This window comes from Alicyclobacillus hesperidum subsp. aegles (genome assembly GCF_027923525.1).
Lineage (GTDB): Bacteria > Bacillota > Bacilli > Alicyclobacillales > Alicyclobacillaceae > Alicyclobacillus > Alicyclobacillus aegles.
In genome coordinates this window covers 59058-83899 of record NZ_BSBJ01000014.1, presented here as the reverse complement: position 1 = coordinate 83899, position 24842 = coordinate 59058, and the positions used below count along the sequence as shown (strand labels likewise).

The window sequence follows — 24842 nt, the reverse complement described above, 5'->3', positions numbered from 1 at the left end:
CTGGCGCGGGCACAGGCACGTCTGGTACACTGATGGTGGTGGTTTGTGTACCTGTGCTCCGGTTCCCGTTGCCGCGGGAACCTTTTTTCCGTTTGCCCCTGCGTCGATTGCCCATGTGGGTCACCTCCTTTCAGGTGCTTCGCATGTGCAGGGATTTCCGTCCACACATCGAAGCCATCATCAGGGGAACGGAAGCCCTGGAGGCACGATATGGAGCCAAAGGATCTGTTCAAAGGTCAATCGGCAAACCTTGAATGTCCGGGTTGTCAGAACAAATTCTCAGTGGCAGCTGAGAGTTTGTTCACACCAGACGCTGTTGTGTATTGTCCGAACTGCAATGCGGGTATCCATCTGAACAACAGTGACACCATTGATACGATGCAACGAACGCTTGACGACATCTCAAAGCTGCTCAATAAGTCGACTCGCATCAATCTGAAACTTTGAGCGCTGAACCGTTCCCCTCCCCATTTCGGGGGCTCAATGTGTCAGCTAAATCTCGCAATTGACTAGCTAACTGACTCTTGTCGAAAGAGACTTTGACAACATATTCGCCTCCTCGATTCGCGGGGCTCAGGTCATGTTGCGATACTGACCAAATGGGCGTCGGCGAATAACGCTTTTCGACTTTTGCATAGACCGCGTGCAACAAGTCGTCGGCGCCCGCTCCACAAACAATGCGCCGGCTGGGATTGAACTTGTTGAGGTCGTTTGCGGCTTGCTCTTCCGTTTCGTACATCCCCGGCGCAACAACCTGCGAACCGTCGCGCAGAACGTACACGCGTACGTAGTAGGCGTCCATTGTGGTAAGCCTCCTTTTAGAACCACTGCTTCCAGATGAGCCAAGCCACCTCAACAAGGTCTGGATGCTCATTCTGCAAGAACTGAAGAAATGCCGGAAAGTCGTTGGGATGCGGGTCTTCCAAGCCGGTCTTATCGCAGAACTCCATCAAGACGTCGTCACTGTGGATGGTTTCCATCTAAAACCCTCCCTCTCACGCAATGCGTTTCCGCTGCATCCGTGCGTAATGTTCTTGCAGCAGCTGTTTGCGCTGCTGATAATCCGGCACTGCCACGAGCAGCCCGATGTCTACCCGCTGAAGCGCTTCGATGGCTTGGATCTGTTCGACCGTCAAGTACGGGCGAATGACCGCCTCCTTGTCCAGCCCGTGTAGCTGCCTGAAGGCTTTCGCGTCCATGCCGAGCACGATGCGATAGATCATGTTGATCTCGTTGCTAAAGTGGTAATGTTTCGGCTCTTCATGCGCGCTCATCACGGCTTCCGTGAACGCCGGGAACTCCATCTTGGTTGTCTGAAGTGACCGGATAAATGCTTCCATAGCGTTGAATCGTGCGATGTAGGCTTCTTTGAAAGCTCTTGCCTTAGCGCCTTTGATTTCCATGACGGTCATGATGAAACCGTCTTTGGTAAGAAGCACTTCTCGATTCCCTCTGCCCGACGAATCTTTGTATTTCGACTCCTCAAAGTTGAGCCGTCGGAATTCTTCACTCAGTCCACTTGTGGATTGAGTGAGTTCGTCGATTGTGCGAAGCACGTGCGAATGCTGTCGATTCAAACCTTTTGCGAGTTCTCGACTACCGCAAAATGCTCTTCCATTGCGTTCATACAACCCATACTCAGGGTTGAGAATCAGCTTGGTCATGTTCGAGACCTCCCACCTGGTCAACGGCCATCACGTGTGCTTGTCCTTGCTGCTCACCCAGCTCCTTCATGACAATCGGATAGAAGAACTGCGCCAACGCTTGGTACAAACGTTCCGGTTCAGGGTGTGTTACCTCTTCGACGTTCAGACGAATGCGTTTAGGGCGTTTGATGTAGATCACCTCACCCGTGCTGCTACTCTGCGGATTAAAAGCAACTTAGGGATTGCACAAAATCACAAAGTGTGATTTAATGTGCGTAGAAGAGCTCTTCAATTGATTTTTCATAGAAACGAGCAATCTTTATTTTGGTCTCGTCGCTCCCTTTGCGTTTTCCCGTCTCCATCATGGCGAGCATCCCGTGAGAAATGCCTATTTGCTTTGCCGCTTCAGAGATGGTTAGTCCGCGTTCTTTGCGTGCCGAGACCAAGGCTTGATTCATATCTGCCTCCCCTTCCTTAATTGCATTCTGTGATTTTTATCTTAATCACACATCGCGATAATGTCAAGAGTTATTAGAGGGGGAAGATCGTATTTTGCTTTAACGGTGTTAGGAGTGATATTGTGAGCGGGTTCGGACGCAGGCTTGCTTCGTTGAGAAGAAGTCGCGGATTGACTCAAAAGCAGTTGGCTGAACGCATCGGAGTCGCCCAAAGCACTATTGCAAGCTGGGAAACCGAGAAGAGAGAACCAGATCAGGAGCATATAATTAAGCTAGCATCGTTTTTCAATACAACAACGGACTATTTACTTGGGAGGCCTCACCACACACCGTCCTATGTACCTATAACGGAAGAAGATTATGCGGAAGGATATAGCGCTGAAGAACCTACAGCTGACGAGAAGGCATACATAGAACTGGAGGACACTCTCTCAAGGGTAACAGACCCCAGCCATCCAAACAAATTCCGTAGAGGACTGGCTCGACTTATTGTTAAACACCTGCAAGACCTGCGCGAACGGTGGAACGAGGACATTGAGTGTTCTCCTTATGCCATTCTTTCTGCTTGTGAGGGTGAGAGCGCTGGCGTAATCGAGGAATTTATCACTGTCATTGAGCAAGCTGAAAAAGAGTATGCGGAACGAAAACAACAGAACGTTGAACGCGATATCGCCCGTGAGCTGGAGCGCATCATGGAGAGTTTGGACAGCGACACCGCACTCGCGTTCGACGGCGAACCGCTGGACGAGCAGGATAAGGAGTTGCTGCGCGTGTCGCTTGAAAACTCTATTCGTATTGCGCGGCAGCTGGCCAAGCAGAAATTCACGCCCAAGAAGTACAAAAAGGACTAGCCCGGCAGGTGCATTTGCTTGGATATCAAAGCGATAGTAAAACGTTTGGTCTCTCAATTCGGGACCAACGACCCATTCCAGATATGCGAAAAACGAAACATTTTGATATTCGACGAACCGCTGGGCAACATCTTGGGCTACTACAACATGATACGGCGGATTCCGATGATCCATTTAAACGAATGCTTGCACGACGAGCCTGTTTGGCGCCGCTTCGTATGTGCGCATGAACTTGGACATGCTGTCCTGCATCCCAAGGTCAATACGCCGCACCTGCGCAAAAACACGTTGTTCTCGGTCAATCGCATTGAGCGTGAGGCCAATACTTTCGCAGTTGAGCTCTTGGCCAATGATGACGCGGTGCGCGAATATGGCTATTCGACGGCGCGGGAAGTTGCCGCCGCTTTCGGCATTCCGCATGAGTACATATCGCTAAAAAGGTTGATTTTCTTACACCCTAAATACGAACATATGTTTGGAGAGTGAAATACATGGGCAAAAAGAAGATCCGAGCAGTGGCGTATCCGCGCTATAGCTCTGATAACCAGCGCGAAGAGTCTATCGATGCGCAAATGCGAGCCATCGAGCAGTACTGTAAAGAAAAAGGGTATATACTTGTTGGCTCCTATCCAGATGAGGCCCGGTCCGCAACGACAGACAACCGCCCCAACTTCCAACGGATGATTAAAGATAGCGCGAAAGGCTTGTTTGATGTCGTTGTGGTACACAAACTCGATCGCTTTGCACGCGACCGCTACGACAGTGCGCACTATAAGCGCATCTTGAAGCGTAATAGGGTGCGTTTGGAAAGTGTGCTGGAGCGGTTGGACAATTCTCCAGAAAGTATTATTCTGGAGTCGGTTCTTGAGGGGCTGGCAGAGTATTACTCGAAGAACCTCGCACGCGAAAGCCGAAAAGGCATGCTCGAGAACGCGTTGAAGGGGCTGACAACTGGCGGTCGACCGCCGTATGGTTATAAGGTCAATCCTAACACGAAACGGCTTGAGATCGACGAACGAGCTGCAGAAGCAGTGCGGCTGTTCTTTCAACTGATTGCTGAAGGTAGGACCAAATCTGAAATCGCAGAAGAGCTGAATGCTCGCGGTTTTCGTACGCAGCGTGGCCGCAAGTTCACGATTAACAGTTTTGACGGTTGGCACTGTAATCGTAAATACATCGGCATCTATACTTGGGATGTGCGTTCTGCCAAGCAGGAAGACGGCAAGCGCAATAACCATGAATTGAAACCAGAGGGTGCGCACGTGGTCGTCCCAGGAGCAGTTCCTGCAATCATCGATCCCGAGTTGTTTGAAAGGGTGAACAAAATTATGGCAGACCGGAAGTTCAAACCGGCGTATTACAAGGCGCAAGCTGTGTATCTGTTGAGCGATAAAGTTTTTTGCGGCAAGTGCGGAGCTCGTTGTAACGGGAACGGATATACGAATAAAGGTGAGCACTATCGCTACTACTCCTGTTCTGCGAAATGTGGCAATCCGAGCATTCGGAAGGAAGACTTGGAGCGAGTTATCATTCAGTTGCTGCTTGACCAGTACTTTAACGACGATGCTATTCAAAAGATGGTGGAGCAAATTCAAGCTATGTACGTGGAACAGCGGCAAACGCTACAACGCGACGCCGAGCCTCTGAAGCGCGAACACGCTGAGCTGCATAGGAAAATTCACAATTGGATCGAAGCATTGGGCAGCATTGCGGATAAGGAGCTGCTGATGGGGTACATCAACGAGGCCATGTCCCGTAAAGAGGCGATTGAGGTGGCTTTGGAGCGCCTTGAAGCGATGAACAATCGCCAACAATTGGACGACGCGGCCATCGTGCACATCTTTCATGAGAAGAAACATCAGCTGCTGCACGGGGACGACACTGCAAAAAAGGCCATCATGCAAGAATTCGTCGACTCCGTCATCATCACCTTCGACGACGGAACCGACGAATTCGACGTCAACTTGCGAGTTAGGGTTACATCTGGTGGAGGCGACGGGAATCGAACCCGCGTCCGAAGATCTCGCTACATGCACATCTACGGGCGTAGACCGTCTACTGATGTCCCTGCCACCCGCGGACGATCACGCTGGTGCACAGGCAAGTTCGCTATGGTTTCGCCGGTGCCCCGCGAACAAAGGCATCGACTAGCCTGCTCAAGTGACGTTACACGGCGCGCACAGGCAACGCGTCATGTAACGGTCTCGCGCGATTAGGCAGCGAGAGCGATCTTGCTTTGTGAGGTAAAGCGATTAGCTTTGCCAGTTAAACTTAGACCTGCGTGATTAACGTGTGCGCAGCCCCACGGCCCGCCGTCCATGCTCGAACAATCCCCGTCGAATCCAAAACGCCCCCGCGTTTTGGGAATGAATCGCTAATCGCTGAGGTGTTCTTGCTTGGCTGACGAAATTCAGTCTATCACGATCCACAGTTTCTGACAACGGCATGTTTTTGGCGATCCGGCCAGTCGCTCACAACCAAAGCAAACGGCAGGAACTTATGCAAACCCTGCTCAGCCATCAGCAACCATGGTTTTAAGCAAACCTTACCCGCGTTGCCGATCCCGCAAGGCGCGCTCGATTTCACGATTGGCGTCGCGCTTCTTCATCGTCTCGCGCTTGTCATGCAACTTTTTGCCCTTCGCGAGACCAAGTTCCACTTTCGCGAAGCCGTTCTTCAAGTAAATCTTCGTCGGCACGAGCGTGACTCCGCGTTCGCGAACGGCCCCGAACAGATAATTGATCTCCTTGCGATGAAGCAAGCACTTTCGGGTTCGCAGCGGATCGTGATTAAATCGGTTGCCCTGCTCATATGGGGCGATGTGCATATTGTGAATAAACACCTCGCCCTTCTCTACGCGGGCATACGCATCGCGCAGACTGACTGAGCCTTTGCGCATCGACTTGATCTCCGTTCCGGTGAGCACAAGGCCTGCCTCGAACGTCTCCTCGATAAAATAATCGTGGTACGCTTTTCGGTTTTGCGCGAGGATCTTCCCCTCACCGGACTTTGCCATGCGTGTCACTCCAGAGCCACCAGCAGATATATTGCGTATATTTCATCATACCATGGCCCACCAGCGCGAGCAAGGCGTTGGCCCAAGCGGCAACCTCTGGAGTCTACACGGATGATCGACACGCGGTGCCTGTCACGACGGCATCCATCCCTGTGTCATCTGCGGCCACGCTTGCCGGTTGGCTTCCCCTTGGACTTCTTCGCCTTACCCCGACCACCTGATTGCGCAGCGGCACCGGCACCGACTACCGCTTTGGCCGATTTCGCTCGCCTTGGCCGATCCGCCGACTCCAGCGATGCTCGCTCGCTATGCTTGCGGCCCTTGGCCTTACCAGGGCCCTTTTTCGCAACGCCCTGTTCACCTCGCGTGGGCCACGTACGGTAACCGCCAGTTCGCCGCTCTCCACGCGCGCGATCGCCAACTCCACCTGTTTCCCGCTCCCACTTGGCAAACCGCTCGTCTGCACTTTGCCGGTGGCGTTTCCCACGTCCACCTTCAGCTTCACGTAGCGCACGCGGGTCCGGGAATTCCGCGTCCCACTCGTCATATGGCATATCCGGCGGCGAAGCCGCATGCCGAACGTCGATGATGGGGTCTTCGTGATCCGCGCTTGGCACCGCGTCCCGCCGACGTCCGGCGCGGTCTGTGCCACCGCGCACCGTTCGTCCGCGCAGTTGATCGCGCCGGCTTCGCCCGTCCAGACCGCGATCGCGCTGGCTCCTGCCTCTCTCGCCAGCCATTGATTCGCGGCGGCGAATGCTCTCGCGCCGCTCCTTTGGCGACAGGTCCTCATCGTACACGATGGCCTCGCCGCCTGCGCCGCCGACATACGTCGCTTCGCGCAGGTGTGCGACGAGTCCGAAGTCGATACGCAAGTCTTCCTTGCTCGCACGCGTTACCACGACGCGAACAGGATCGCCAATGCGAAATACGCGGCGCGTGCGCTCGCCGATGAGCGCCATTTGGCGTTCGTTAAGAACGTAATAATCGTCGTCGAGCGCACTAATATGAATCAAGCCCTCAACGCCATTGTCGAGTTGCACAAATAACCCAAACGGGGTCGCGCTCGTGATGATACCGTCAAATTCTTCGTCGAGATGCGCCTGCATGTACTCGACCATCTTGAGTTGGTCGACTTCACGTTCCGCGTCTTGCGCAATCCGCTCACGTTCACTCGACTGACGGCTGGCTTCGGCGACGAACTCGCGTAACTTCTCCTCGCGCTCCGGCGAAAGTCCACCACTTAAGACCTCACGCATGATGCGATGGATGGTCAAATCCGGATAACGGCGGATGGGTGAGGTAAAGTGTGTGTAATAATCTGCCGCAAGCCCAAAGTGCCCTGCGCATTCCGGCCTGTATTTCGCCTGTTGCATCGACCGGAGCATGACTGTGGAAATCATGCGGGCTTCCCGTGTACCTTCCACTTCGTTCAGGACTTCCTGCAGTGCGCGAGGATGTACTTTGCTACCACCGACACCCTTCAGGTGATACCCAAAGTTGTGCAAAAACGCGTTTAAGTCCAGCATTTTGGCCGCGTCCGGCTCCTCGTGAATGCGGTAGACGAACGGCACACCAAGCCAGTGAAAATGCTCTGCGACCGTCTCGTTGGCCGCCAACATAAATTCCTCGATCAACCGCTCCGCAATCGAACGCTGGCGCGGCACAATGTCGACGGGCTCGCCGAGATCGTTCACCTTGACGTAGATTTCGTCGAAGTCAAAGTCGACAGCCCCGCGGCGCATGCGCTTCTCACGCAGGATAAGCGCCAGTTGCTCCATCAATTCGAACATCGGTACGAGCGATTCATATTCGCGGCGCAATTCAGGATCCTGATCCACCAAGATGCGCCGCACGTTGTTATACGTCATGCGCGCGGCCGTGCGGATGACGCTGGGAAAGATGTCGTGATGAACGACGCGCCCCTGTCCGTCAATCTCCATCACGCACGACATCGTGAGCCGGTCAACCTGTGGATTGAGCGAGCAAATGTTGTTCGACAAGCGCTGAGGCAACATCGGAATGACGCGATCCACCAGGTAGACGCTTGTCCCGCGTCGGAACGCTTCTTTGTCGATGGCGCTTCCCTCTTGCACATAGTAACCGACATCCGCAATATGCACGCCGAGCTCGTAATGGCCATTTGCCAGCACTTTCACGTGAACCGCGTCATCTAAATCCTTTGCGTCGTCGCCGTCGATGGTGACGATGATCTCATCGCGTAGATCTCGCCGCTTGGCGATTTCGGCCGGATCGATCTCGATGGGAATGGCCTCTGCGGCACGTAAAACCTGCTCCGGAAACTGCTCTGGTAACCCGTATTTGCGAATGACCGAGAGGATGTCCACGCCGGGTTCATCCGGATGCCCAAGCACCTCGACGACGCGCCCCACCGGTCCATGCGTGGCAGACGGATACGACGTCAATTCGACGACCACGACATAGCCATCGTGCGCCCCTTGCACGTCTTCCTTCGGTACGAAGATATCATCGGCAAACCGTTTGTCGAGCGGCGTGACGAATGCATGGTGCGCGTACAACGCAATTTTCCCGACGATCCGCTCGTTAGCCCGATCCACGACTTTCACGATCACGCCCTCGCGATGCGCCCCCGTTTTGCCACGGACGTCGCGAACGCGGGCCAACACCTTGTCACCGCTCATGGCACCGTTGAGCTCCGTCGCAGGAATATAAATGTCCGCTTCAGTTTCCTGCTCGGGAATGACAAACCCAAAACCGCGTGCCTTCATCTGTAGCCTGCCGGCAATCAGGTTCATCTGCTCAGGCAAAGCGTAGCGGTTGTGTTTCGTGCGCATGATCTCGCCGTTGTCTTCCATCTCGTTCAACAACTTCACAAAATCCCGAAACTCCGACGCCCGCTCGACGTCGAAGACTTCACACAATTCTTGTGCGGTCAGCGGCGTGTAGATGTCGCTGGCCATATAGTCGAGCAGTTGTTCTCTTTGCAAGGGAACTCACTCCATCGTCAGACTCGCCTTGGCGCGAACCGATACGTAATGTCTGTACTAGTATGGACACAAATAGGCGAGATCGCCACCCCTTGCCGTAGAAAGTTTTACCGTAGACGATCAGTGACTTGCCTGCCGCTGCGGTTTTAAAAAGTAGGAACAGACAAACAGGGCTGCTGCCAGTGCGACAAGGAGCCAGAACGATTGATGATAACTTCCGGTTGCGTCTTCAATGGCTCCTGCCAACATCGGTACCACGCCGGACATGATATAGCCGCCGCACTGCATCATGGCCGTCCAGCGACTCGCCTCGTCGCCCGTCGAAGCCTCATCGAGTGGCAGTATGAGCAAGATGGGAAACAGGCCGCCAAGGCCGATTCCCAAAAAGACGTCGGCAATCCAAGGACCAGTCATACCGAGCGGCATGGCACACAGGGCCAAACCGACCACGGAAAACACGGCACACGCCATGAGCCAAGGCGTCCGCTTGTTGCTGCGATGCACGAGCATTGGAATGACGAGACTCGAAAACATTTGGATGACGGAGAACGTCGTCAGCACCACCCCGGCCCCAGCAGCCGAATATCCTGTTTGCTCGGCTTGTGGCGCGAGCCATGTCGTGACTGAATAATATATGCCCGACTGTAAACCGAACGCAATCAACAACAGCCAAGCCCGACCGACGTTCCACGGCAGCCTGCCCTTTGCCTGCTCTTCGTCGCGGAATCCGCGATCCGCCACGAGCACCGGCACCCACACCGCGAGTCCAAGTGCGGCGAGTACCGTCCACGTTCCCAAAGATGCTTGCCATGAGTGAAGCGCAGAGCCAAGCGGGATCGACAAGCCAGCACTGACTGTGGCGCCAACGCCGATGCCGACCGAGTAAATGCCTATGACGGCCGCCGCGCGCTCGGCAAAGTGTTCCTTGATGAAACCGGAGAGCAAAGGTCCGATGACCGCAATGCCGACGCCCGCCAGAAAGGCCGATACGAGCAAGAGCGCAGAAGCGTGGACAAAAAAGCGCAACAGCGTGGCAAAGCCGATGAGCATCATACAAGCGAAAATCGCCCGATCAATGCCCATTCGGTCACCGACCGTACCTGTGAGCGGGGCGAAAATCCCCATGCAAAAAACCGGAATCGCGGTCAACAGGCTTGCGGTCAGGGAGTTCATGTGCAATGCATGCTGAATTTGCGTCATCAGCGGGCCTATTGACGTAATGGGAGGGCGCAAATCGAGCGACACAATAAAAATCGCCATAATTAAGAATCCTAATCTCTTTCCCAACTCTATCACTCCGATCAAAGTCGCGTCTTCGCGCGAAAAAGGGGCCCGCCCTCTGTCATCACTAGGATGCACAGCGAGCAGCCCCTTGTACATACAAAAATCTGGCCGCAGACGGTTCAATGAATGTTGTAGTGGTAAAAGGCCGCAATCAGCATGGTCACCAAGAACAACAGAATAGCCAGCACGACCGTCACTTTGCCGAGAAACGAATCGAGTCCCTTTGCACGGCGGTTGGTAGTCTGATTCGATCCACCGGTGATGACGCCCGACAAGCCCGCACTTCTACCCGATTGGAGCAGGATGACAAGGACGAGCAACGCGCACAACGCCACGAGGACGATTTTCGCTGCTAACATCATCTGCTTGTCACCTCCGCTCCACGTTGTTTTCCAGTCTTAGTCTATCACGGCTGTCAAGCGTGCAAAAACGCACTTTTGCCCGCGTACTGCGCGGCGCCACCCAGTTCTTCTTCAATTCGCAGCAATTGGTTGTACTTCGCCACGCGATCGGTGCGGCTTGGCGCCCCAGTCTTGATTTGGCCAGCATTGGTCGCCACCGCGATATCGGCGATGGTCGTGTCCTCGCTTTCGCCCGAACGGTGCGAGATGATGGACGTGTAACGAGCGCGCTTCGCCATTTCAATGGCCGCGAACGTCTCCGTCAATGTGCCAATCTGGTTGACCTTCACAAGAATCGAGTTCCCGACATGTTGCTCAATGCCTTGCTGGAGGCGTTGTACGTTTGTTACGAACAGATCGTCGCCCACCAGTTGGAGTTTACCGCCAAGGGCTTTCGTCAGCTTCGCCCAACCTTCCCAGTCGTCTTCCGACAAACCATCTTCAATGGATACGATAGGATACTTGCCGAGAAGGGACTCGTAGTACGCAATCAGCTCGTCTGCCGAGCGCGTCACGCCTTCTCCCTCAAAGTGGTAGACGCCATCCTTGTACAACTCGGTCGATGCGACATCGAGCGCGATGGAAGCCTGCTCACCCGGCTTGTAACCGGCTTTCTCGATGGCCTCGACGATAATCTGAATTGCCTCTTCGTTGGTCTTTAGGTTGGGCGCAAAACCACCCTCATCGCCAACGGTCGTGGCCAAACCTTTATCGGAGAGCACCTTTTTCAGGTTGTGGAAGATCTCAGCCCCCATCCGCAAGGCTTCGCGGAACGTTTGGGCCCCATGCGGCACGACCATGAACTCTTGAATGTCCACCGTGTTATCCGCATGCTTGCCGCCGTTCAAAATGTTCATCATCGGCGTCGGCAGCGTGCGCGCATAGAAGCCGCCAAGATAGCGATACAACGGCAAACCAAGCTCAGCAGCCGCGGCTTTCGCAACCGCCATCGACACGGTCAGGATGGCGTTGGCGCCGAGTTTGCCCTTGTTTGGCGTACCGTCGAGACCAATCAACAGTTCGTCGATCGCGACCTGATCCAGCGCTTCCTCGCCGATGAGTTCCGGCGTGATCACTTCATTGACGTTTTTGACGGCGTTCAACACACCCTTGCCCAAATAGCGCCCCTTGTCGCCATCGCGCAGTTCAACGGCCTCGTGTGCGCCGGTCGATGCGCCGGATGGAACGATGGCGCGACCCATTGCGCCACTCTCCAGTTCCACTTCCACTTCCACCGTCGGATTGCCGCGCGAATCAAGTACCTCGCGAGCATGTACGTCAAAGATCTCAGACATTCCGATCCACTCCCTCAAATTTGAAATCCCACGCGGGTTGTATTCCCCGCCGCGGTCATGCCTATGTCAACCAAAGGTGCAAGCCTCCGGCCACACCGCGATCCTATCGACGTGGCCAATCACTTCACGATGAGCGACTTACCTGTCATTGCCGGCGGCTGCTGTACGCCGAGCAAATCGAGCAAAGTCGGTGCCAAATCGGCCAAAATGCCATCAGCGCGAAGCTTTACACCCGGCAAAGTGACAATGCACGGCACCGGATTGGTCGTGTGCGTGGTGCACACTTCATGCGTATCCGGGAAGACCATCACGTCCGCATTGCCGTGATCGGCCGTGACAATCGCCACCCCGTCGACTGCAGCAATGGCATCGAGCACAGTCTTCAGACACTCGTCGACCGCTTCACACGCCTTAATAGCTGCCTCAAGCGATCCTGTGTGCCCGACCATGTCCGGGTTGGCAAAGTTCAAGATCATCGTGTCGATCTCGCCGGATCGCATCCGCTTAGCCGCCGCATCGGCGACTTCGTACGCGCTCATCTCCGGTTTCAGGTCGTAGGTGGCAACCTTCGGCGACGGAATGAGAATCCGCTCTTCGCCAGGAAATTCGGCCTCTTGGCCGCCCGAGAAGAAAAACGTCACATGCGGGAACTTCTCGGTCTCGGCAATGCGCAATTGCGTCAGTCCCGCGCGCGAGACCACTTCGCCATATGTGTCATGCGGGCTGTCAGGCGGGAATGCGATCTCGCCCCCCACCGTATCACTGTACTTGGTCATCGAAACAAAGTGCACAGACGGTGGATTGGCGCCGCGATCGAACCCATGAAACTCGCTGTCTGTAAACGCCTGCGACAATTGAATGGCACGATCCGGCCGGAAGTTGAAGAAAATCAGCGAATCTCCGTCCTCCACGGTTGCAACCGGTTTGCCTTGCGCATCGACGTGGACAATGGGCAACACGAATTCGTCGGTGACATCATTGGCATAGCTCTTTTCCACTGCCTGCACGAGGTCTGCAGCTTGCTCGCCTTCCGCATGCACCATCGCGTTGTAGGCCTTCGCGACGCGTTCCCACCGGCGATCGCGATCCATCGCATAGTAGCGGCCGACGACGGTCGCAATCTGCCCGATGCCGAGATCGGCCATCAACGATTCGACTTGGCGGATAAAGCCTGCACCGGTCTTGGGCGACGTGTCGCGTCCGTCCAGAAACGCATGAACTGCGACTTTCTGGACGTTCAAGCCAGCAGCCATGCGCAAAAGCGCAAGCAGATGGTCGATATGGCTGTGTACACCGCCATCCGAAACCAGACCACAAAGGTGCAAAGTCTTGTTCTTGCGAACGGCGGCATTCATCGCCCGCTTGAGAACCTCGTTCTGATAAAAGTCGCCATCGCGAATGGCCTTGGTGATTTTGGTCAAATCCTGATACAGGACGCGACCAGCCCCAATGTTTGAGTGACCGACTTCCGAATTGCCGAACTGGCCCTCCGGTAGCCCGACTGCTTCGCCGCTCGCCTGTAGCTGCGTGTGAGGGTATGTCTGCCAAAGATGATCAAACGTTGGCGTCTTGGCCAGATACACCGCGTTACCTTCGTGCACTGGATTGAGACCGAAGCCATCCAAAATGATCAGCGCCACCGGTCCCTTGCCACTCGGGCGGGATCGACGTGCAAAAGCCGTATCCGCCATCAGATAACCCCCTTCAGTGCCTGCGCCATCTCGACGAACGAGGACGGTTCAAGGCTCGCTCCCCCGACTAACGCGCCGTCGATGTCTGCTTCGCGAACAAAAGACGCAATATTGTCAGGCTTCACACTGCCGCCGTAAAGAATGCGCACCGAAGTAGCCGCCTCTGCTCCGAACAGATCCGCGACCAGTGCGCGAATCTCGCTCGCCACGTACTGCGCGTCCTCTGGGGTCGCCGTCTTGCCCGAGCCAATCGCCCAGACGGGCTCGTAGGCAATCACGGCCTGTGCGACTTGTTCTTGTGACAGGCCATCCAGACCTTGTTGCACCTGCCCCGTCACAACTTCCTTCGTAATGCCGTCTTGCTTCTGCGAAGAATTCTCGCCGACACACAGCACCGGGATCATGCCAGCTTCCGCGATGGCCCGAACCTTGTGGTTGACCATCTGATCCGACTCGTTAAACAACATGCGGCGCTCAGAATGTCCAGCCAGGACGAAACGCGTCCCGAATTCGGCAAGCATGCCCGGCGCGATCTCGCCCGTATACGCCCCTTCTTTTTGAGGATACACGTTTTGCGCCCCAACCTTCACGTTTGCGGGCAACATCACGCGCAACACGTGCAAGCTTGTGTAAGGCGCACAGATGGCATATTCGACACCGTCGACCAGCGCCGCCGATTGCTGCCCAAGCGATTCCGCGAACGATCGCGCCTCGGCGACCGTTTTATACATCTTCCAATTGCCCATGAGCAAAGGTGTTCTTGCCATGGACGCGCCTCCTTCCTCAACTGGGCGAAGTCACTTCTCTGCGATAACCGCAACCCCAGGCAACAACTTGCCTTCAAGAAATTCGAGTGAAGCGCCGCCGCCCGTCGACACGTGCGACATCTTGTCCGCTACCCCAGCCTGTTCCACGGCTGCCACAGAGTCGCCACCGCCGACGATGGTCGTTGCATCTGCTTCGGTCATCGCTTCTGCAATCGCAAACGTACCCTTCGCAAAGGCTGACATCTCGAACACACCCATCGGGCCGTTCCAGATCACCGTTTTCGCGCTGCGAATTTCCGCCTGATACTGTTTTACCGTCTCCGGGCCAATATCGAGCGCCATCTCGTCGGGTTGCACTGCATCCACGTTGCGCACCGCATGCTCCGCATCAGCAGCAAACGCCTTGGCGGCGACGACATCGACCGGAAGCAACAGACGGCTGTTGTGCTGTTTGGCAAGTTCGAGCAGACGCGCTGCCGTCTCTTTCGCATCCGCCTCGACGAGCGACTTGCCCATGTCATAACCCTGCACGGCGAGGAACGTGTTCGCCATGCCCCCACCGATGAGCAATGCATCGACCTTGGGCAAAAGGTTTTCAATCACACTGATTTTATCCGATACCTTCGCACCGCCAATGATGGCGACAAACGGGTGTTCCGGATTGGCGAGCGCCTTGCCCATCACGCCGACCTCTTTTTCCATCAAGAAGCCCGCAACACACGGCAAATAATCCGCGATACCCGCCGTCGACGCATGTGCGCGGTGCGCAGTACCAAACGCGTCGTTCACAAACACGTCGCCGAGTTCTGCCAACTGCTTTGCGAGTTCCTTGTCGTTCTTTTCTTCACCAGCGTAAAAACGGACATTCTCCAAAACGAGAATGGCGCCGTCGGCCAACGCGGCGACCGCTTGTTCCGCAGTCTCGCCAATCGCATCCGGGCAGAACGACACTGATTTATCTGGCAACAGCGACTGTAAGTGACGAGCCACGGGAGCCAAGGAATACTTTTCGCTCCGCTCGCCTTTCGGCCGGCCAAGGTGGCTCATGAGGATGACGCGAGCGCCGTGATCAGATAGGTATGTAATCGTCGGCAGTGCGGCGCGAATGCGCGTATCGTCTGTGATTTCGCCCCCATCGTTCATCGGGACGTTGAAATCGACACGAACTAACGCGCGCTTACCGCGCCATGCGACGTCCTCAATCGTTCGTTTTGGCACAGAAAAGACCTCCCATCTCCTGCTTGTCTCTTTGCACGGGTGTTGTGTTCGCAGTTGTATTGTACCAGACCACTTCCTATGCCAAAAGTACTTTAGCTGTTTCGGTGAACCAGGTGCCCGCCGCAGGGCCGTCCGGACTATCGGCCGAGCTTGCCGAATATGAATGACAAAAGCGAGATCGCATCGGAGGTGGCGGCACATGACCATCGGAATCATCGGCACAGGCCACATGGGCGGCATGTTGGCGAGGGCGTTCGCAAAGACGTCCGGCGAGACCGTTTACGTATATAACCGATCGCGCGCAAAGGCTGAGGCCGTGGCGGCAAACTGTCCGCAGATTGTCATCTGTGACACATTACAGCAAATCGCCGCGCTATCCGACGTGGTCGTCGTCTGCACAAAAGCTGTCGACGGCGAACGCGTCGCCGAGCAACTGGGACCTTACCTGACCGCGGAGCAGTTGCTGCTCACGACAATTAGCACGGTCGATCTCGCCCGCTGGCAGCGGCTCACCACAGCCACGCCAATTAAAATTGTGCCAAGCCTTACCCAATCGGTGCAAAAGGGTGTGGTGCTGATTACCTACCCCGATAACGTGGAGCGCGCCGTTGCGCAAGCCGTTGAACGTAGGCTTGCACGTATCGGTCAGCCTTATGTCGTGCGCGATACAGATGTACGCGTCTGTTCGGATCTCACAAGTTGCGGTCCTGCGTTCTTAGCTTTTCTGTGTCAAACGTGGGCCATGGCTGCCAGTCGTGTCAGCGGTATCCCCTATGCCGAAACGCAGTCGCTTGTCACCAACACGTTGATTGGTCTTGCAGCCATGCTTGAGCAAGGCATGGACTTTGGGCGGGTTCTCGAACAAATCTGCGTGCCAGGCGGCGTTACGGAAGCGGGTTTAGAAGCGCTGGCCGGAGCCGAAGAGATGTTTGTTAAGCTCCATGAAGTGACAGCTCGACATGCGCACCCCAGTCGATCCATTACGCCGTTGCCCGCGCGCGACGCTCGCTAGACCGGGATTTTCGGCCGAGTTTCAAGGCGAATCCTGACAACCTTTGTCGAATATGCATGAATTCCACACGATACACTTGTCAAAAAATTGAACGGAAAGCATAATGTTTTCAAAACATTTGTTGACACGAGCGTGCGATCCAAAAAGGTGGTTAATCAAGGTGAGCTATGCTTCGGCAAGTATCAGATTCGAAGACGTCGCATTGAACACGCACGTCCTGCAGACGTCCGACCACGCTTGTGCAGACGAGGGGAACAGGCGCCCGCGCGTTCTCGACTTCGAGCGCAGACTTGTGGAACACGAGGCGTTTTGTGGTGTCGTACGTGACTTTGTCGCAGACTTCCCATTTCCAGAGTCGCTCGTCTGCCTGGTGCTCGATGCGGATGGCGTGATCCTTGACCGAACCGTCAATGAAAGCAGACAAAGGGCCGCCTCCGTCGACGAACGACTCGAGTCGTTGACACCAGGCAGTCTATTTCCCTGCGTGGCCGGAGCGCTGGACAAAGGGCGGAGTTCGCAGCGCAACGAAGTCGTATGGCTGGAAGAACACCCTTGGCGGGATAGCTGGCAAGTGGCAATGGTAAGCGTGTCAGATGGGAACGGTTCCGGACTTCGCAACATCGTGTTGGTGACGCGAACGGCCGTGCCAAATCTCCTTGTCAGGCAGACGGCAAGCGCTATAGCATACAGCGTTGCGCAAATCTGGACAAGCCTACAAAGCCAACCACCTGTCGACCGTGGAAGATCCTTGATCGACCGCCTACGAACGAAACTTCAGGAGTTCGAAAAGGTGTCGGCCTTGGCGCAACTCAGTGCCGGCATCGCACACGAGATTCGCAACCCGCTCACGACCGCCCGCGGTTTTTTGCAGTTGTTTGGCGAACGTTGCGAGCAGACAGACAAGGCGTACTTGCAGTTGACCATTCGCGAATTGGATAGGATCCAGGAACTGCTGGAGGACTTCATGGGGCTGTCGCGGCCCGATCACGAATGGCTTCAATCCATCGACGTTTGTCATCTGTTACAATCCGTGTGCCATTTTCTTCAGCCCGAGGCGAGTTTATGCGGGGTTGAGCTGACCTGTTCAGTTCCCTCCGAGTCTGTATTTGCAACGGTTCGCCCAGGCCGCATTAAACAGGTGCTTATCAATTTAGTGCAAAACGCAGTACACGCCTGTGAAGGACGCACAAACGGCACGGTCAACCTGCTTCTGGTAGACCGCGGCGCTGATATCGACATCTCGATTGTCGATAACGGTTGCGGGATCGCCGATACGCGCCAACTGTTTCGCCCATTCCATACGACAAAGCCGTCTGGCACAGGGCTTGGCATGTTTGTCAGCAAACACATCGTCGAGGCACACCGCGGTCGTATCACGGTCAACTCTGAAGTCAATTGCGGGACCGTGGTCTCCATTCATCTGCCGAAAACGCAACCCGTTACATAATCCAGCAAACCAAATATACGAAAAAGAGGGGCACCCCATCTGTGTGCCCCTTTCGACATTCTACCTCTTACAACACTTTCCCAAGTTCGTCCACGAGTTGTTCAAACTGTAGCAATGCTTGGCGCACCGGCTCCGGGGATGTCATATCCACGCCAGCCTTGCGTAGCAATTCGATGGATGTGTCAGAACTCCCCGCAGACAAAAAGTTTAAGTAGGCCGTCACGGCAGGTTGTCCCTCGCCGAGGATTTTGCGCGACAGCGCGATGGCGGCGGAAATGCCTGTCGCGTACTTGTAGACGTAAAACGCCGAATAGAAATGCGGAATGCGCATCCAACCGTGCGCCGTGCGGTCGCTGACATGTACGGCGTCTCCGTAATACTTCACGTTGAGCTGGTAAAACGTCTCGTCGAGCCAGTCGGCAGTCAAGGCCCCGCCCTGTTCGACGTGATCGTGCGTCATCTTTTCGAACTCCGCAAACAGCGTCTGTGTCAACAGCGTACCGCGAATGGTTTCGAGTTGCTGATTGAGGAGATAAGCGCGCTTCGCCGGATCTTCGATGATGCGCCCAAGATAGTCGTAGAGAATCGCCTCATTGCACGTTGACGCAACTTCGGCGACGAACAATGTGTAATCGCTGTACACGTACGGTTGCGTCTTGCGCGAAAAGTAGCTATGCATGGAATGGCCCAACTCATGCGCAAGCGTGAACATATCCTGCACTGTGTCGGTGTGATTCAACAGAATGTAGGGATGCGTGCCATACGTGCCCCAGGAATAGCCTCCTGAGCGCTTGCCACGCGTCTCGTAAACGTCGACCCAGCGGCTGTTCAGCCCGTGCATGGCAGCGTCGCGATACGTGTCGCCAAAGACTTTTACGGCATCAAGCACGATGGCCTTTGCTTCGTCATAAGGAATTTTCCAGTCGACGTCCGCGACAAGGGGTACGAACAAGTCCCACATCTGTAACTCGTCGACCCCGAGCACGCGCTTGCGCAGTTCCAGATATTTCGTCAGGGCAGGAAGCGACTCGCCGACGGCTTGAATCAGGTTGTCGTACACGGCGACGGGGATGTTCTCCGCATCGAGCGACGCCGCACGCGCCGACGGGAAGTTGCGGATGCGCGCGTTGATCGCGTTGCGCTTGACGTTTGCCGCATACACCGCCGCAATCGTGTTGCGATGCCGCTTGTATGTGTCGTAGACCGCCGTAAAGGCTCGTTCGCGCACGTCGCGATCTTTTCGCTCCAAAAGCTCGTGATACACCGCGTGCGTAATCTCGACAGGTTGCCCATGCTCATCCTCGATGGTCGGAAACACCATGTCGGCGTTGTTGTACATCTCAAAGATGTCGGAAGGCGCACCCAGCACTTCGCCAAACTGCGCAAGCAATTGCTCAGCTTCGGGGGACAGGACGTGATCGCGCTGACGCGTAATTTCCTCGAGAGCAAACCGATACACGTGCAGTTCGGGCGTGGCGTCGACAAACGCCTGCAGCTGATGCGCGTCCACGCTTAAAATCTCCGGTACAAAAAACGACGTTGCGGCATTCGCCTGCACGAGCAGGGACATGGCCTGATTGAACAAGGTCTGCGCCGCGCCGTTCGCTGTGTCTTCATCGAGCTTCATCTTCGCATACACATATAACTTTCCCGCGACCATGCCGATCTCGTCGTGGTTCTGTAACCCGGCCAAGAGATCGGCAGCGGATCTCCCCAGCGTGCCCTGGCGACTTGCGAACGCTTGGACCAACGCCTGAAGGCGCTGTGCATCCTTTTGCCAATCCGCCTCACTGGCATAGATGTCTTCAAGATTCCAGCGGTACGCCGGATCGATCTCAGCGCGGGGCTTCCCCCGAACTTCACTTGCCCTAAGGCTCTCTTCGAACTCCCGAACGCCCTTGCTCATATCCCCTTCTCTACTCATACATCCGCCTCCTCCACACGTGTGTAGACCATTTGCGCCGCTCCAAAGGCGCCTGGTAACAATGAACCGACCGTGGTTCGCAAGACATCCCCCTGCAAATTGGCGAGGACAACCGGGGTCTCCGGTGGGCAAAACTCTGCCATCACCTGCCGACAGGCGCCGCATGGCGAGACGGGCTCGGGTGCATCGGCAACCACGGCGATTTCGGCAATGCCGGGCCGTGCTTGGGCTTCCCGCCCGGCGGCCAGAGCCGCAAAGATGGCGGTGCGCTCAGCGCAGTTTGTCAGACCATACGAGGCGTTTTCAATGTTTGCTCCTTCGATGATTCGCCCATCTGTAAGCCGCAATGCCGCGCCGACCGCGAAGCCGGAATACGGTACATAGGCGTGCTTACGCGCCCTCTGAGCCGCCGCAAGCAACTCGTCGGCGTCTTCATCGCCACCCTGCACACGGCCTAGCAAGAGTGGCAAAGGGGGCACTGGCTGCTCCGCGAGACGAATGATTTGCGTCAATTCGTCGATACACGCTTGGGCCGACGGTTGGTCGATGGCGTGAACGGTGAACACGGGCTCGCCTCTAGTGACCCGGTCGCCGGCTTTTTTGTGGACGACGATGCCGACGGCAGGATTGATAATGTCGTCCTTTTTCGATCGGCCTGCACCAAGGCGCATCGCCGCCGAGCCGAAGGCGAGTGCTGGTAGTTCCTGGACAAATCCGTCGTGAGGCGCGGTCCAAGCTTGTTTGACCGGGGCCTGTGGCAACCGCGCCGGATCGTCCACGATCTTTGCATCGCCGCCTTGGGCTGCAACCCACGCCCGCAACTTGGCCAAGGCGCGCCCGTCGTCGATAGCGCCCTGCAACATCTCCCTGGCCTGTGTTGCATCGTCCGCCACGCCGGCGAGCACAGCCATTTCGGAAGCCAGCGCAAGGCAGACCTCAGTGAGATCCTGCGGCCCCTCGCCCCGCAAGACGGCAATGGCTTCGGCGATTTCGAGCGCGTTGCCGATGGCCTGCCCCAAAGGCTGTTCCATACTGGACAGCACGGCGACGGTGCGCCGTCCAGCGCGATTGCCGATCTCGACCATCGCCCGCGCCAGGCGTTTCGCGTCTGCCAGCGTTTTCATAAAAGCGCCGTCACCCACCTTGACGTCGAGAACGATGGCGTCGGCACCGCTCGCCAGCTTCTTGCTCATGACGGAGCTTGCGATGAGTGGCAACGACTCGACAGTGGCTGTCACATCGCGCAATGCGTAGATTCGCTTGTCGGCTGGCGCCAGTTCCGCGGTCTGTCCTGCCAGCGCCACACCAATACGCTCCACTTGTGCAATCATTTCCGGGATCGTCAAATCGGTGCGAAAGCCTGGGATGGATTCGAGCTTGTCGATGGTACCGCCCGTATGGCCAAGACCGCGTCCCGACATTTTGATCATCGGCACACCCAATGCGGCAAGCAGCGGGGCAATGACGATGGTAGTCTTATCGCCAACCCCGCCAGTGCTGTGTTTATCGACCTTCACACCGGGGACGATCGATAGGTCGAGGGTTTCGCCGGATTGTGCCAGACATGCGGTAAACGCGCTCAACTCCGCGTCACTCATGCCGTGAAACGCGACCGCCATAAGCCACGCACTCATTTGGTAATCGGGAACGTCTCCGGCCAGATAGCCTTTTACCAGGAATGCAAGTTCCTCGTCCGATAAGGCCGAGCCTCTGCGCTTTTTGTCAATTAAATCTACAGCCCGCAGCATCGCGTGCGCTCCTCCTTATCCGCCGTACCTTTTGCGAAAACTTGAACACCATCCTACCATAACAATCCAACGTTTGCGACGGCTCGAAAATCACCATTCTCGGCATGATTCATGGTACAGTAAACTGGTTGTGGAAGATTGTCGAAACAAACGACAGATGGACGGAGTGCAAAACCGTGAGCGAACGGAAGTTGACCCTATACAGCTTTGTCTACCGCGGGGCTTCATCCGCCCTAACGTTTCTCAACAGCGCGATTGCCGCTCGTTACTTGCCGACAGCCAGCCGCGGTGAATTCCAGTTGTCGACCACCATCGCAACGCTCGGGCAGTCCTTCTCTGGCGGCTATACGAACTACTTTTCTTACGCATTGCCCAGGCGCCCCGATGACAAGGCGCGTATCGTGCAAATGGGCAATCTCGTCATGTACGCCTTTAGCATCCTCGTGTGGATTGTGGCGGCCTTGGTGGCTTGGTTCACCCATCCATCGCTGATCGTCATGTTTGCACTTTTCGGAATGCCACTGACATTTCTTTTCGGCTACAGTTCGAAACTACTGAACTCCCTCGGCGAGATCTCGTGGTTAAACCGGGCAAACATCGCTCAGGCGGTCGTTTTTCTCGTTTGTTATCTTGTCTTCATTGGCTTCCAGCCACATTTAAAGGACAGCCTACGGCTGTTATGGACATTCCGCATTTGGCTGCTGTCGTGGATTGTCTGCGTCGCCATGACGTTGTTTGTCGCCTATCGTGCACTGGGATTCCGAGACGTTCTCAAGTGGCGTTGGTCAAGCGTGGAGTGGCGTGGCTTATACAGTTATGGCACGGCATCGTCGTTGGCCATTGTCACAGGTTATGTCAATTATCGAACAGACTTTTGGATGCTTCTGACGACGCACAGTGCAACCATCATCTCCATTTACGGTGTGGCCGTGGCGGCCGCAGAGATCCTGAACACACTGACGCAGACCATTTCCACCATGGTGTTTCACCGCGTGACCGCGGCGACAACCGATGACGCGGGTGCCATCACCGAACGCGCGGCACGCCAGACCTTGATCACTTCGACGCTCGGAGCCATCGTTTTGGCAGTCGGCATGCCCTTACTCGTTGCGATTTACAGTTGGAGCAAATACGGCCATGCTATCGGGCCATTTTATGTACTGCTGCCAGGCCTCGTCTTAAAGGCGACAGCAAATGTGATCTCGCAGTATTTCACGAATGCCCAAGGCAAGCCTTTGACACTGATGTGGGTGAATCTTTGCGTGATCGCGGCGAACGCACTCATCTGCCTTGGCTTAATCCCACTGTTAGGCATGTATGGGGCTTCCATCGCGTCGACCATTTCGTATATCTTCGAGCTTGCGCTGTACGTGGCTTGGTACCACCGTACAGCCAAACGGGATAGTCGCGCTCTTTGGCAATTGCGCCGCGAGGACCTCGCACCATATCGTGACATCGCCCGCGCCTTGCGCCGTCGCGTACTGCGCCGGGCATAGGCGGCTATTGGGGCTATTACAACGCGCCGCCGAAGGACAAATAGAGCAGAATCGCATTAAGCACGACAATCACGACGGCGCACACGACGGCGAGTACGCTGGTTAGGCGACGATTGACGAGATTGCCCATGATGGACGGCTTACTTGTGAAATAGACGAGCGCGACGATGGGCATCGGCAACACGACACTCAAGATGACCTGACTCAACACGAGAGTCTGCGTCGGATTGACACCGAGGGCAACAATGATGACGGTTGGCAACATGGTCACCACGCGCCGCACCCAGAGAGGGATGGAGAATCCGACAAACCCTTGCATAATCACCTGGCCAGCCATCGTGCCTACGGCAGAACTGGAAAAACCGGACGCCAGCAAGGAAATGAGAAAGACGGCTGCGGCTGCCGAACCAAGCAGCGGCGTCAACGTCTTGTATGCCGTCCCGATGTCTGCAACACCAACATGACCTGTGCCATGAAATACGGATGCCGCCATAAACATCATGGACAAGTTGACGAACCCTGCGAGCGACATGGCGATCACGACTTCTTTCGTGTTAAATCGCGCAATCTTTCGCTTCTCATCTGCGTTGCGTGCAACAATGCGGCGTTGCGTTAAACCTGAGTGCAGGTAGACCGCATGTGGCATCACCGTTGCGCCGATCACGCCAACGCACAACAGAATGGCATTTTGATTGCCGAGCCACGGCACCAAGCTGTGATAAGCAATGGCTCCCCAATTGGGCCGTGCAAATGCCGTCTCAACGACATAACACAGCGCAATGACGACGACAAAGGCCGTGATAAACTTTTCGAGCGGCCGAAAGCCAAAACGTTCAAGCATGAGGATGAAATACGTGACAACGCCGGTTAAAAGGGTTCCGATGATCATCGGTATATGAAACAGCAAATTCAAGCCCAGCGTTGCCCCCAAAAACTCAGCAATATCTGTTGCCATGGCTGCAACTTCAGAAAATCCCCACATGACGTAGGTTAGCCAGGCAGGAAAATGGTCCCTGCACATCTCCGGCAAGCTCCTGCCCGTTGCAATGCCGAGCTTTGCTGACATGTTCTGAATTAACATCGCCATAAGATTGGCGAGAATCACGACCCACAGCAATTTGTAGCCGAATTCGGACCCGCTTTGTATATTGGTCGCATAGTTACCAGGATCCACATAGGCGACAGCCGCGACGAACGCCGGTCCCAAGAACGGGAGCAACGCGCGCAATCCTCGTCGCCGCTGATCGAGAGACGCCCGGGCTGCAGCAACCGCCTTGCTCTCCCGTTCAACATGCGAAGTCGATACGCTCACGGATATTCCTCCTTCTCCCCGAATGGGTCTGATGGGCCACACTTGTTGTATATGTGCAACAGTTTTAGTCTCGGGAAACTTTCTGGTTATATTATATACCCTTCCACCGAAAACGTGCCTCAACATTTTGGATATGGGTAAAAATTTTTCACGAGGGAAACTCTTTTTGTTTTTTGAATACGACGATCATTTCCCTTATAGCCACATCGTTACGTGTCTTATCCGTCCGTGTAGCTGAAGATGCCGACGATCCATGTTCTCCGCCAATCAATGTGAAGCTTTCACCTTGACAAATAAACGGCAAGGC

At 55.5% G+C, this 24842-nt stretch carries 22 protein-coding genes, 1 other RNA gene and 3 pseudogenes; 8 read left to right on the top strand and 18 right to left on the bottom strand.

The genetic code is table 11. The features are described from left to right. The first annotated feature begins 210 nt into the window (after positions 1-210). On the top strand, positions 211-447 hold the full coding sequence (locus QMF38_RS09305; RefSeq protein ID WP_281759269.1) for an MJ0042-type zinc finger domain-containing protein: 237 nt from the start codon (positions 211-213) through the stop codon (positions 445-447). Here the strand turns inward: QMF38_RS09305 and QMF38_RS09300 are convergent. The 5 genes from QMF38_RS09300 to QMF38_RS09280 all read right to left on the bottom strand — a co-directional run bounded on the left by QMF38_RS09300 (position 431) and on the right by QMF38_RS09280 (position 2104). Further along, a complete protein-coding gene (locus QMF38_RS09300) occupies positions 431-802 on the bottom strand; it encodes a hypothetical protein (protein ID WP_281759268.1) in 372 nt (123 codons plus the stop codon). The two genes, QMF38_RS09305 and QMF38_RS09300, sit on opposite strands and share 17 nt — an antisense overlap. A 16-nt stretch (positions 803-818) precedes the next feature. After that, complete coding sequence (locus QMF38_RS09295; RefSeq protein WP_281759267.1) at positions 819-980, bottom strand: hypothetical protein; 162 nt, start codon at positions 978-980, stop codon at positions 819-821. A gap of 15 nt (positions 981-995) precedes the next feature. Further along, entirely contained in the window at positions 996-1664 is a 669-nt protein-coding gene (locus tag QMF38_RS09290; RefSeq protein ID WP_281759266.1) for a Rha family transcriptional regulator, read from the bottom strand. Further along, positions 1639-1845, bottom strand: a complete 207-nt coding sequence (locus QMF38_RS09285; protein WP_281759265.1) for a hypothetical protein — start codon at positions 1843-1845, stop codon at positions 1639-1641. The genes QMF38_RS09290 and QMF38_RS09285 overlap by 26 nt, the downstream gene beginning before the upstream one ends. A gap of 67 nt (positions 1846-1912) precedes the next feature. Continuing rightward, entirely contained in the window at positions 1913-2104 is a 192-nt protein-coding gene (locus QMF38_RS09280; protein ID WP_281759264.1) for a helix-turn-helix transcriptional regulator, read from the bottom strand. 122 nt (positions 2105-2226) lie between these two features. On the opposite strand from QMF38_RS09280, the pseudogene QMF38_RS09275 reads away from it, so the two are divergent. From QMF38_RS09275 to QMF38_RS14860, 4 genes and pseudogenes are all read left to right on the top strand, one after another. After that, positions 2227-2406, top strand: a pseudogene (locus QMF38_RS09275) (helix-turn-helix domain-containing protein); the annotation flags it as partial. Between the two features lie 357 nt (positions 2407-2763). Then, positions 2764-2955 (top strand): annotated as a pseudogene (locus QMF38_RS09270) (transcriptional regulator); the annotation flags it as partial. Positions 2956-2973: 18 nt separating this feature from the next. Further along, complete coding sequence (locus QMF38_RS09265; RefSeq protein ID WP_281759263.1) at positions 2974-3441, top strand: ImmA/IrrE family metallo-endopeptidase; 468 nt, start codon at positions 2974-2976, stop codon at positions 3439-3441. A 5-nt stretch (positions 3442-3446) separates the two neighbouring features. After that, positions 3447-4484 (top strand): annotated as a pseudogene (locus tag QMF38_RS14860) (recombinase family protein); the annotation flags it as partial. A 93-nt stretch (positions 4485-4577) separates the two neighbouring features. On the opposite strand, the gene QMF38_RS09260 reads toward QMF38_RS14860, so the two are convergent. The 10 genes from QMF38_RS09260 to QMF38_RS09215 all read right to left on the bottom strand — a co-directional run bounded on the left by QMF38_RS09260 (position 4578) and on the right by QMF38_RS09215 (position 15596). After that, the gene (locus QMF38_RS09260) at positions 4578-4826 is read right to left on the bottom strand and encodes a hypothetical protein (protein ID WP_281759262.1); all 249 of its coding nucleotides are present in this window, start codon (positions 4824-4826) and stop codon (positions 4578-4580) included. Positions 4827-4939: 113 nt separating this feature from the next. Further along, positions 4940-5310, bottom strand: a transfer-messenger RNA (tmRNA) gene (gene ssrA / locus QMF38_RS09255). Positions 5311-5500: 190 nt separating this feature from the next. Beyond that, positions 5501-5971: an SsrA-binding protein SmpB gene (gene smpB / locus QMF38_RS09250; RefSeq protein ID WP_040290781.1), complete on the bottom strand. Its 471-nt coding sequence runs from the start codon at positions 5969-5971 to the stop codon at positions 5501-5503. 155 nt (positions 5972-6126) lie between these two features. Beyond that, positions 6127-8940: a ribonuclease R gene (gene rnr, locus QMF38_RS09245; RefSeq protein ID WP_281759261.1), complete on the bottom strand. Its 2814-nt coding sequence runs from the start codon at positions 8938-8940 to the stop codon at positions 6127-6129. Between the two features lie 120 nt (positions 8941-9060). Continuing rightward, positions 9061-10200, bottom strand: coding sequence for an MFS transporter (locus QMF38_RS09240; protein WP_281759260.1), 1140 nt, complete (start codon positions 10198-10200; stop codon positions 9061-9063). A gap of 143 nt (positions 10201-10343) precedes the next feature. Further along, positions 10344-10586: a preprotein translocase subunit SecG gene (gene secG / locus QMF38_RS09235; RefSeq protein ID WP_281759259.1), complete on the bottom strand. Its 243-nt coding sequence runs from the start codon at positions 10584-10586 to the stop codon at positions 10344-10346. A gap of 53 nt (positions 10587-10639) precedes the next feature. Next, positions 10640-11920 carry a phosphopyruvate hydratase gene (gene eno, locus QMF38_RS09230; RefSeq protein WP_006448141.1) on the bottom strand — a complete coding sequence of 427 codons (1281 nt, stop codon included), beginning with the start codon at positions 11918-11920 and terminating at the stop codon, positions 10640-10642. Between the two features lie 119 nt (positions 11921-12039). Beyond that, positions 12040-13611, bottom strand: coding sequence for a 2,3-bisphosphoglycerate-independent phosphoglycerate mutase (gene gpmI, locus QMF38_RS09225; protein WP_281759258.1), 1572 nt, complete (start codon positions 13609-13611; stop codon positions 12040-12042). Further along, positions 13611-14378, bottom strand: coding sequence for a triose-phosphate isomerase (gene tpiA / locus QMF38_RS09220; protein ID WP_281759257.1), 768 nt, complete (start codon positions 14376-14378; stop codon positions 13611-13613). Before tpiA ends, gpmI begins: the two co-directional genes overlap by 1 nt. Before the next feature lie 30 nt (positions 14379-14408). Continuing rightward, positions 14409-15596 (bottom strand): phosphoglycerate kinase, encoded by a 1188-nt coding sequence (locus tag QMF38_RS09215; RefSeq protein WP_281759256.1) that lies wholly within the window; start codon positions 15594-15596, stop codon positions 14409-14411. Between the two features lie 163 nt (positions 15597-15759). On the opposite strand from QMF38_RS09215, the gene QMF38_RS09210 reads away from it, so the two are divergent. Continuing rightward, positions 15760-16608 carry a pyrroline-5-carboxylate reductase dimerization domain-containing protein gene (locus QMF38_RS09210; protein ID WP_281759255.1) on the top strand — a complete coding sequence of 283 codons (849 nt, stop codon included), beginning with the start codon at positions 15760-15762 and terminating at the stop codon, positions 16606-16608. 160 nt (positions 16609-16768) lie between these two features. Then, complete coding sequence (locus tag QMF38_RS09205; RefSeq protein ID WP_281759254.1) at positions 16769-18055, top strand: sensor histidine kinase; 1287 nt, start codon at positions 16769-16771, stop codon at positions 18053-18055. 67 nt (positions 18056-18122) lie between these two features. Here the strand turns inward: QMF38_RS09205 and pepF are convergent, their stop codons facing one another. Then, entirely contained in the window at positions 18123-19979 is a 1857-nt protein-coding gene (gene pepF, locus QMF38_RS09200) for an oligoendopeptidase F (RefSeq protein WP_281759253.1), read from the bottom strand. Beyond that, positions 19976-21727 (bottom strand): pyrimidine-nucleoside phosphorylase, encoded by a 1752-nt coding sequence (locus tag QMF38_RS09195; RefSeq protein ID WP_281759252.1) that lies wholly within the window; start codon positions 21725-21727, stop codon positions 19976-19978. The genes pepF and QMF38_RS09195 overlap by 4 nt, the downstream gene beginning before the upstream one ends. A gap of 176 nt (positions 21728-21903) precedes the next feature. On the opposite strand from QMF38_RS09195, the gene QMF38_RS09190 reads away from it, so the two are divergent. Next, positions 21904-23223: a lipopolysaccharide biosynthesis protein gene (locus QMF38_RS09190; RefSeq protein ID WP_281759251.1), complete on the top strand. Its 1320-nt coding sequence runs from the start codon at positions 21904-21906 to the stop codon at positions 23221-23223. 16 nt (positions 23224-23239) lie between these two features. On the opposite strand, the gene QMF38_RS09185 is transcribed toward QMF38_RS09190, so the two are convergent. Beyond that, complete coding sequence (locus QMF38_RS09185; RefSeq protein WP_281759250.1) at positions 23240-24535, bottom strand: Nramp family divalent metal transporter; 1296 nt, start codon at positions 24533-24535, stop codon at positions 23240-23242. Between the last annotated feature and the right edge of the window lie 307 nt (positions 24536-24842).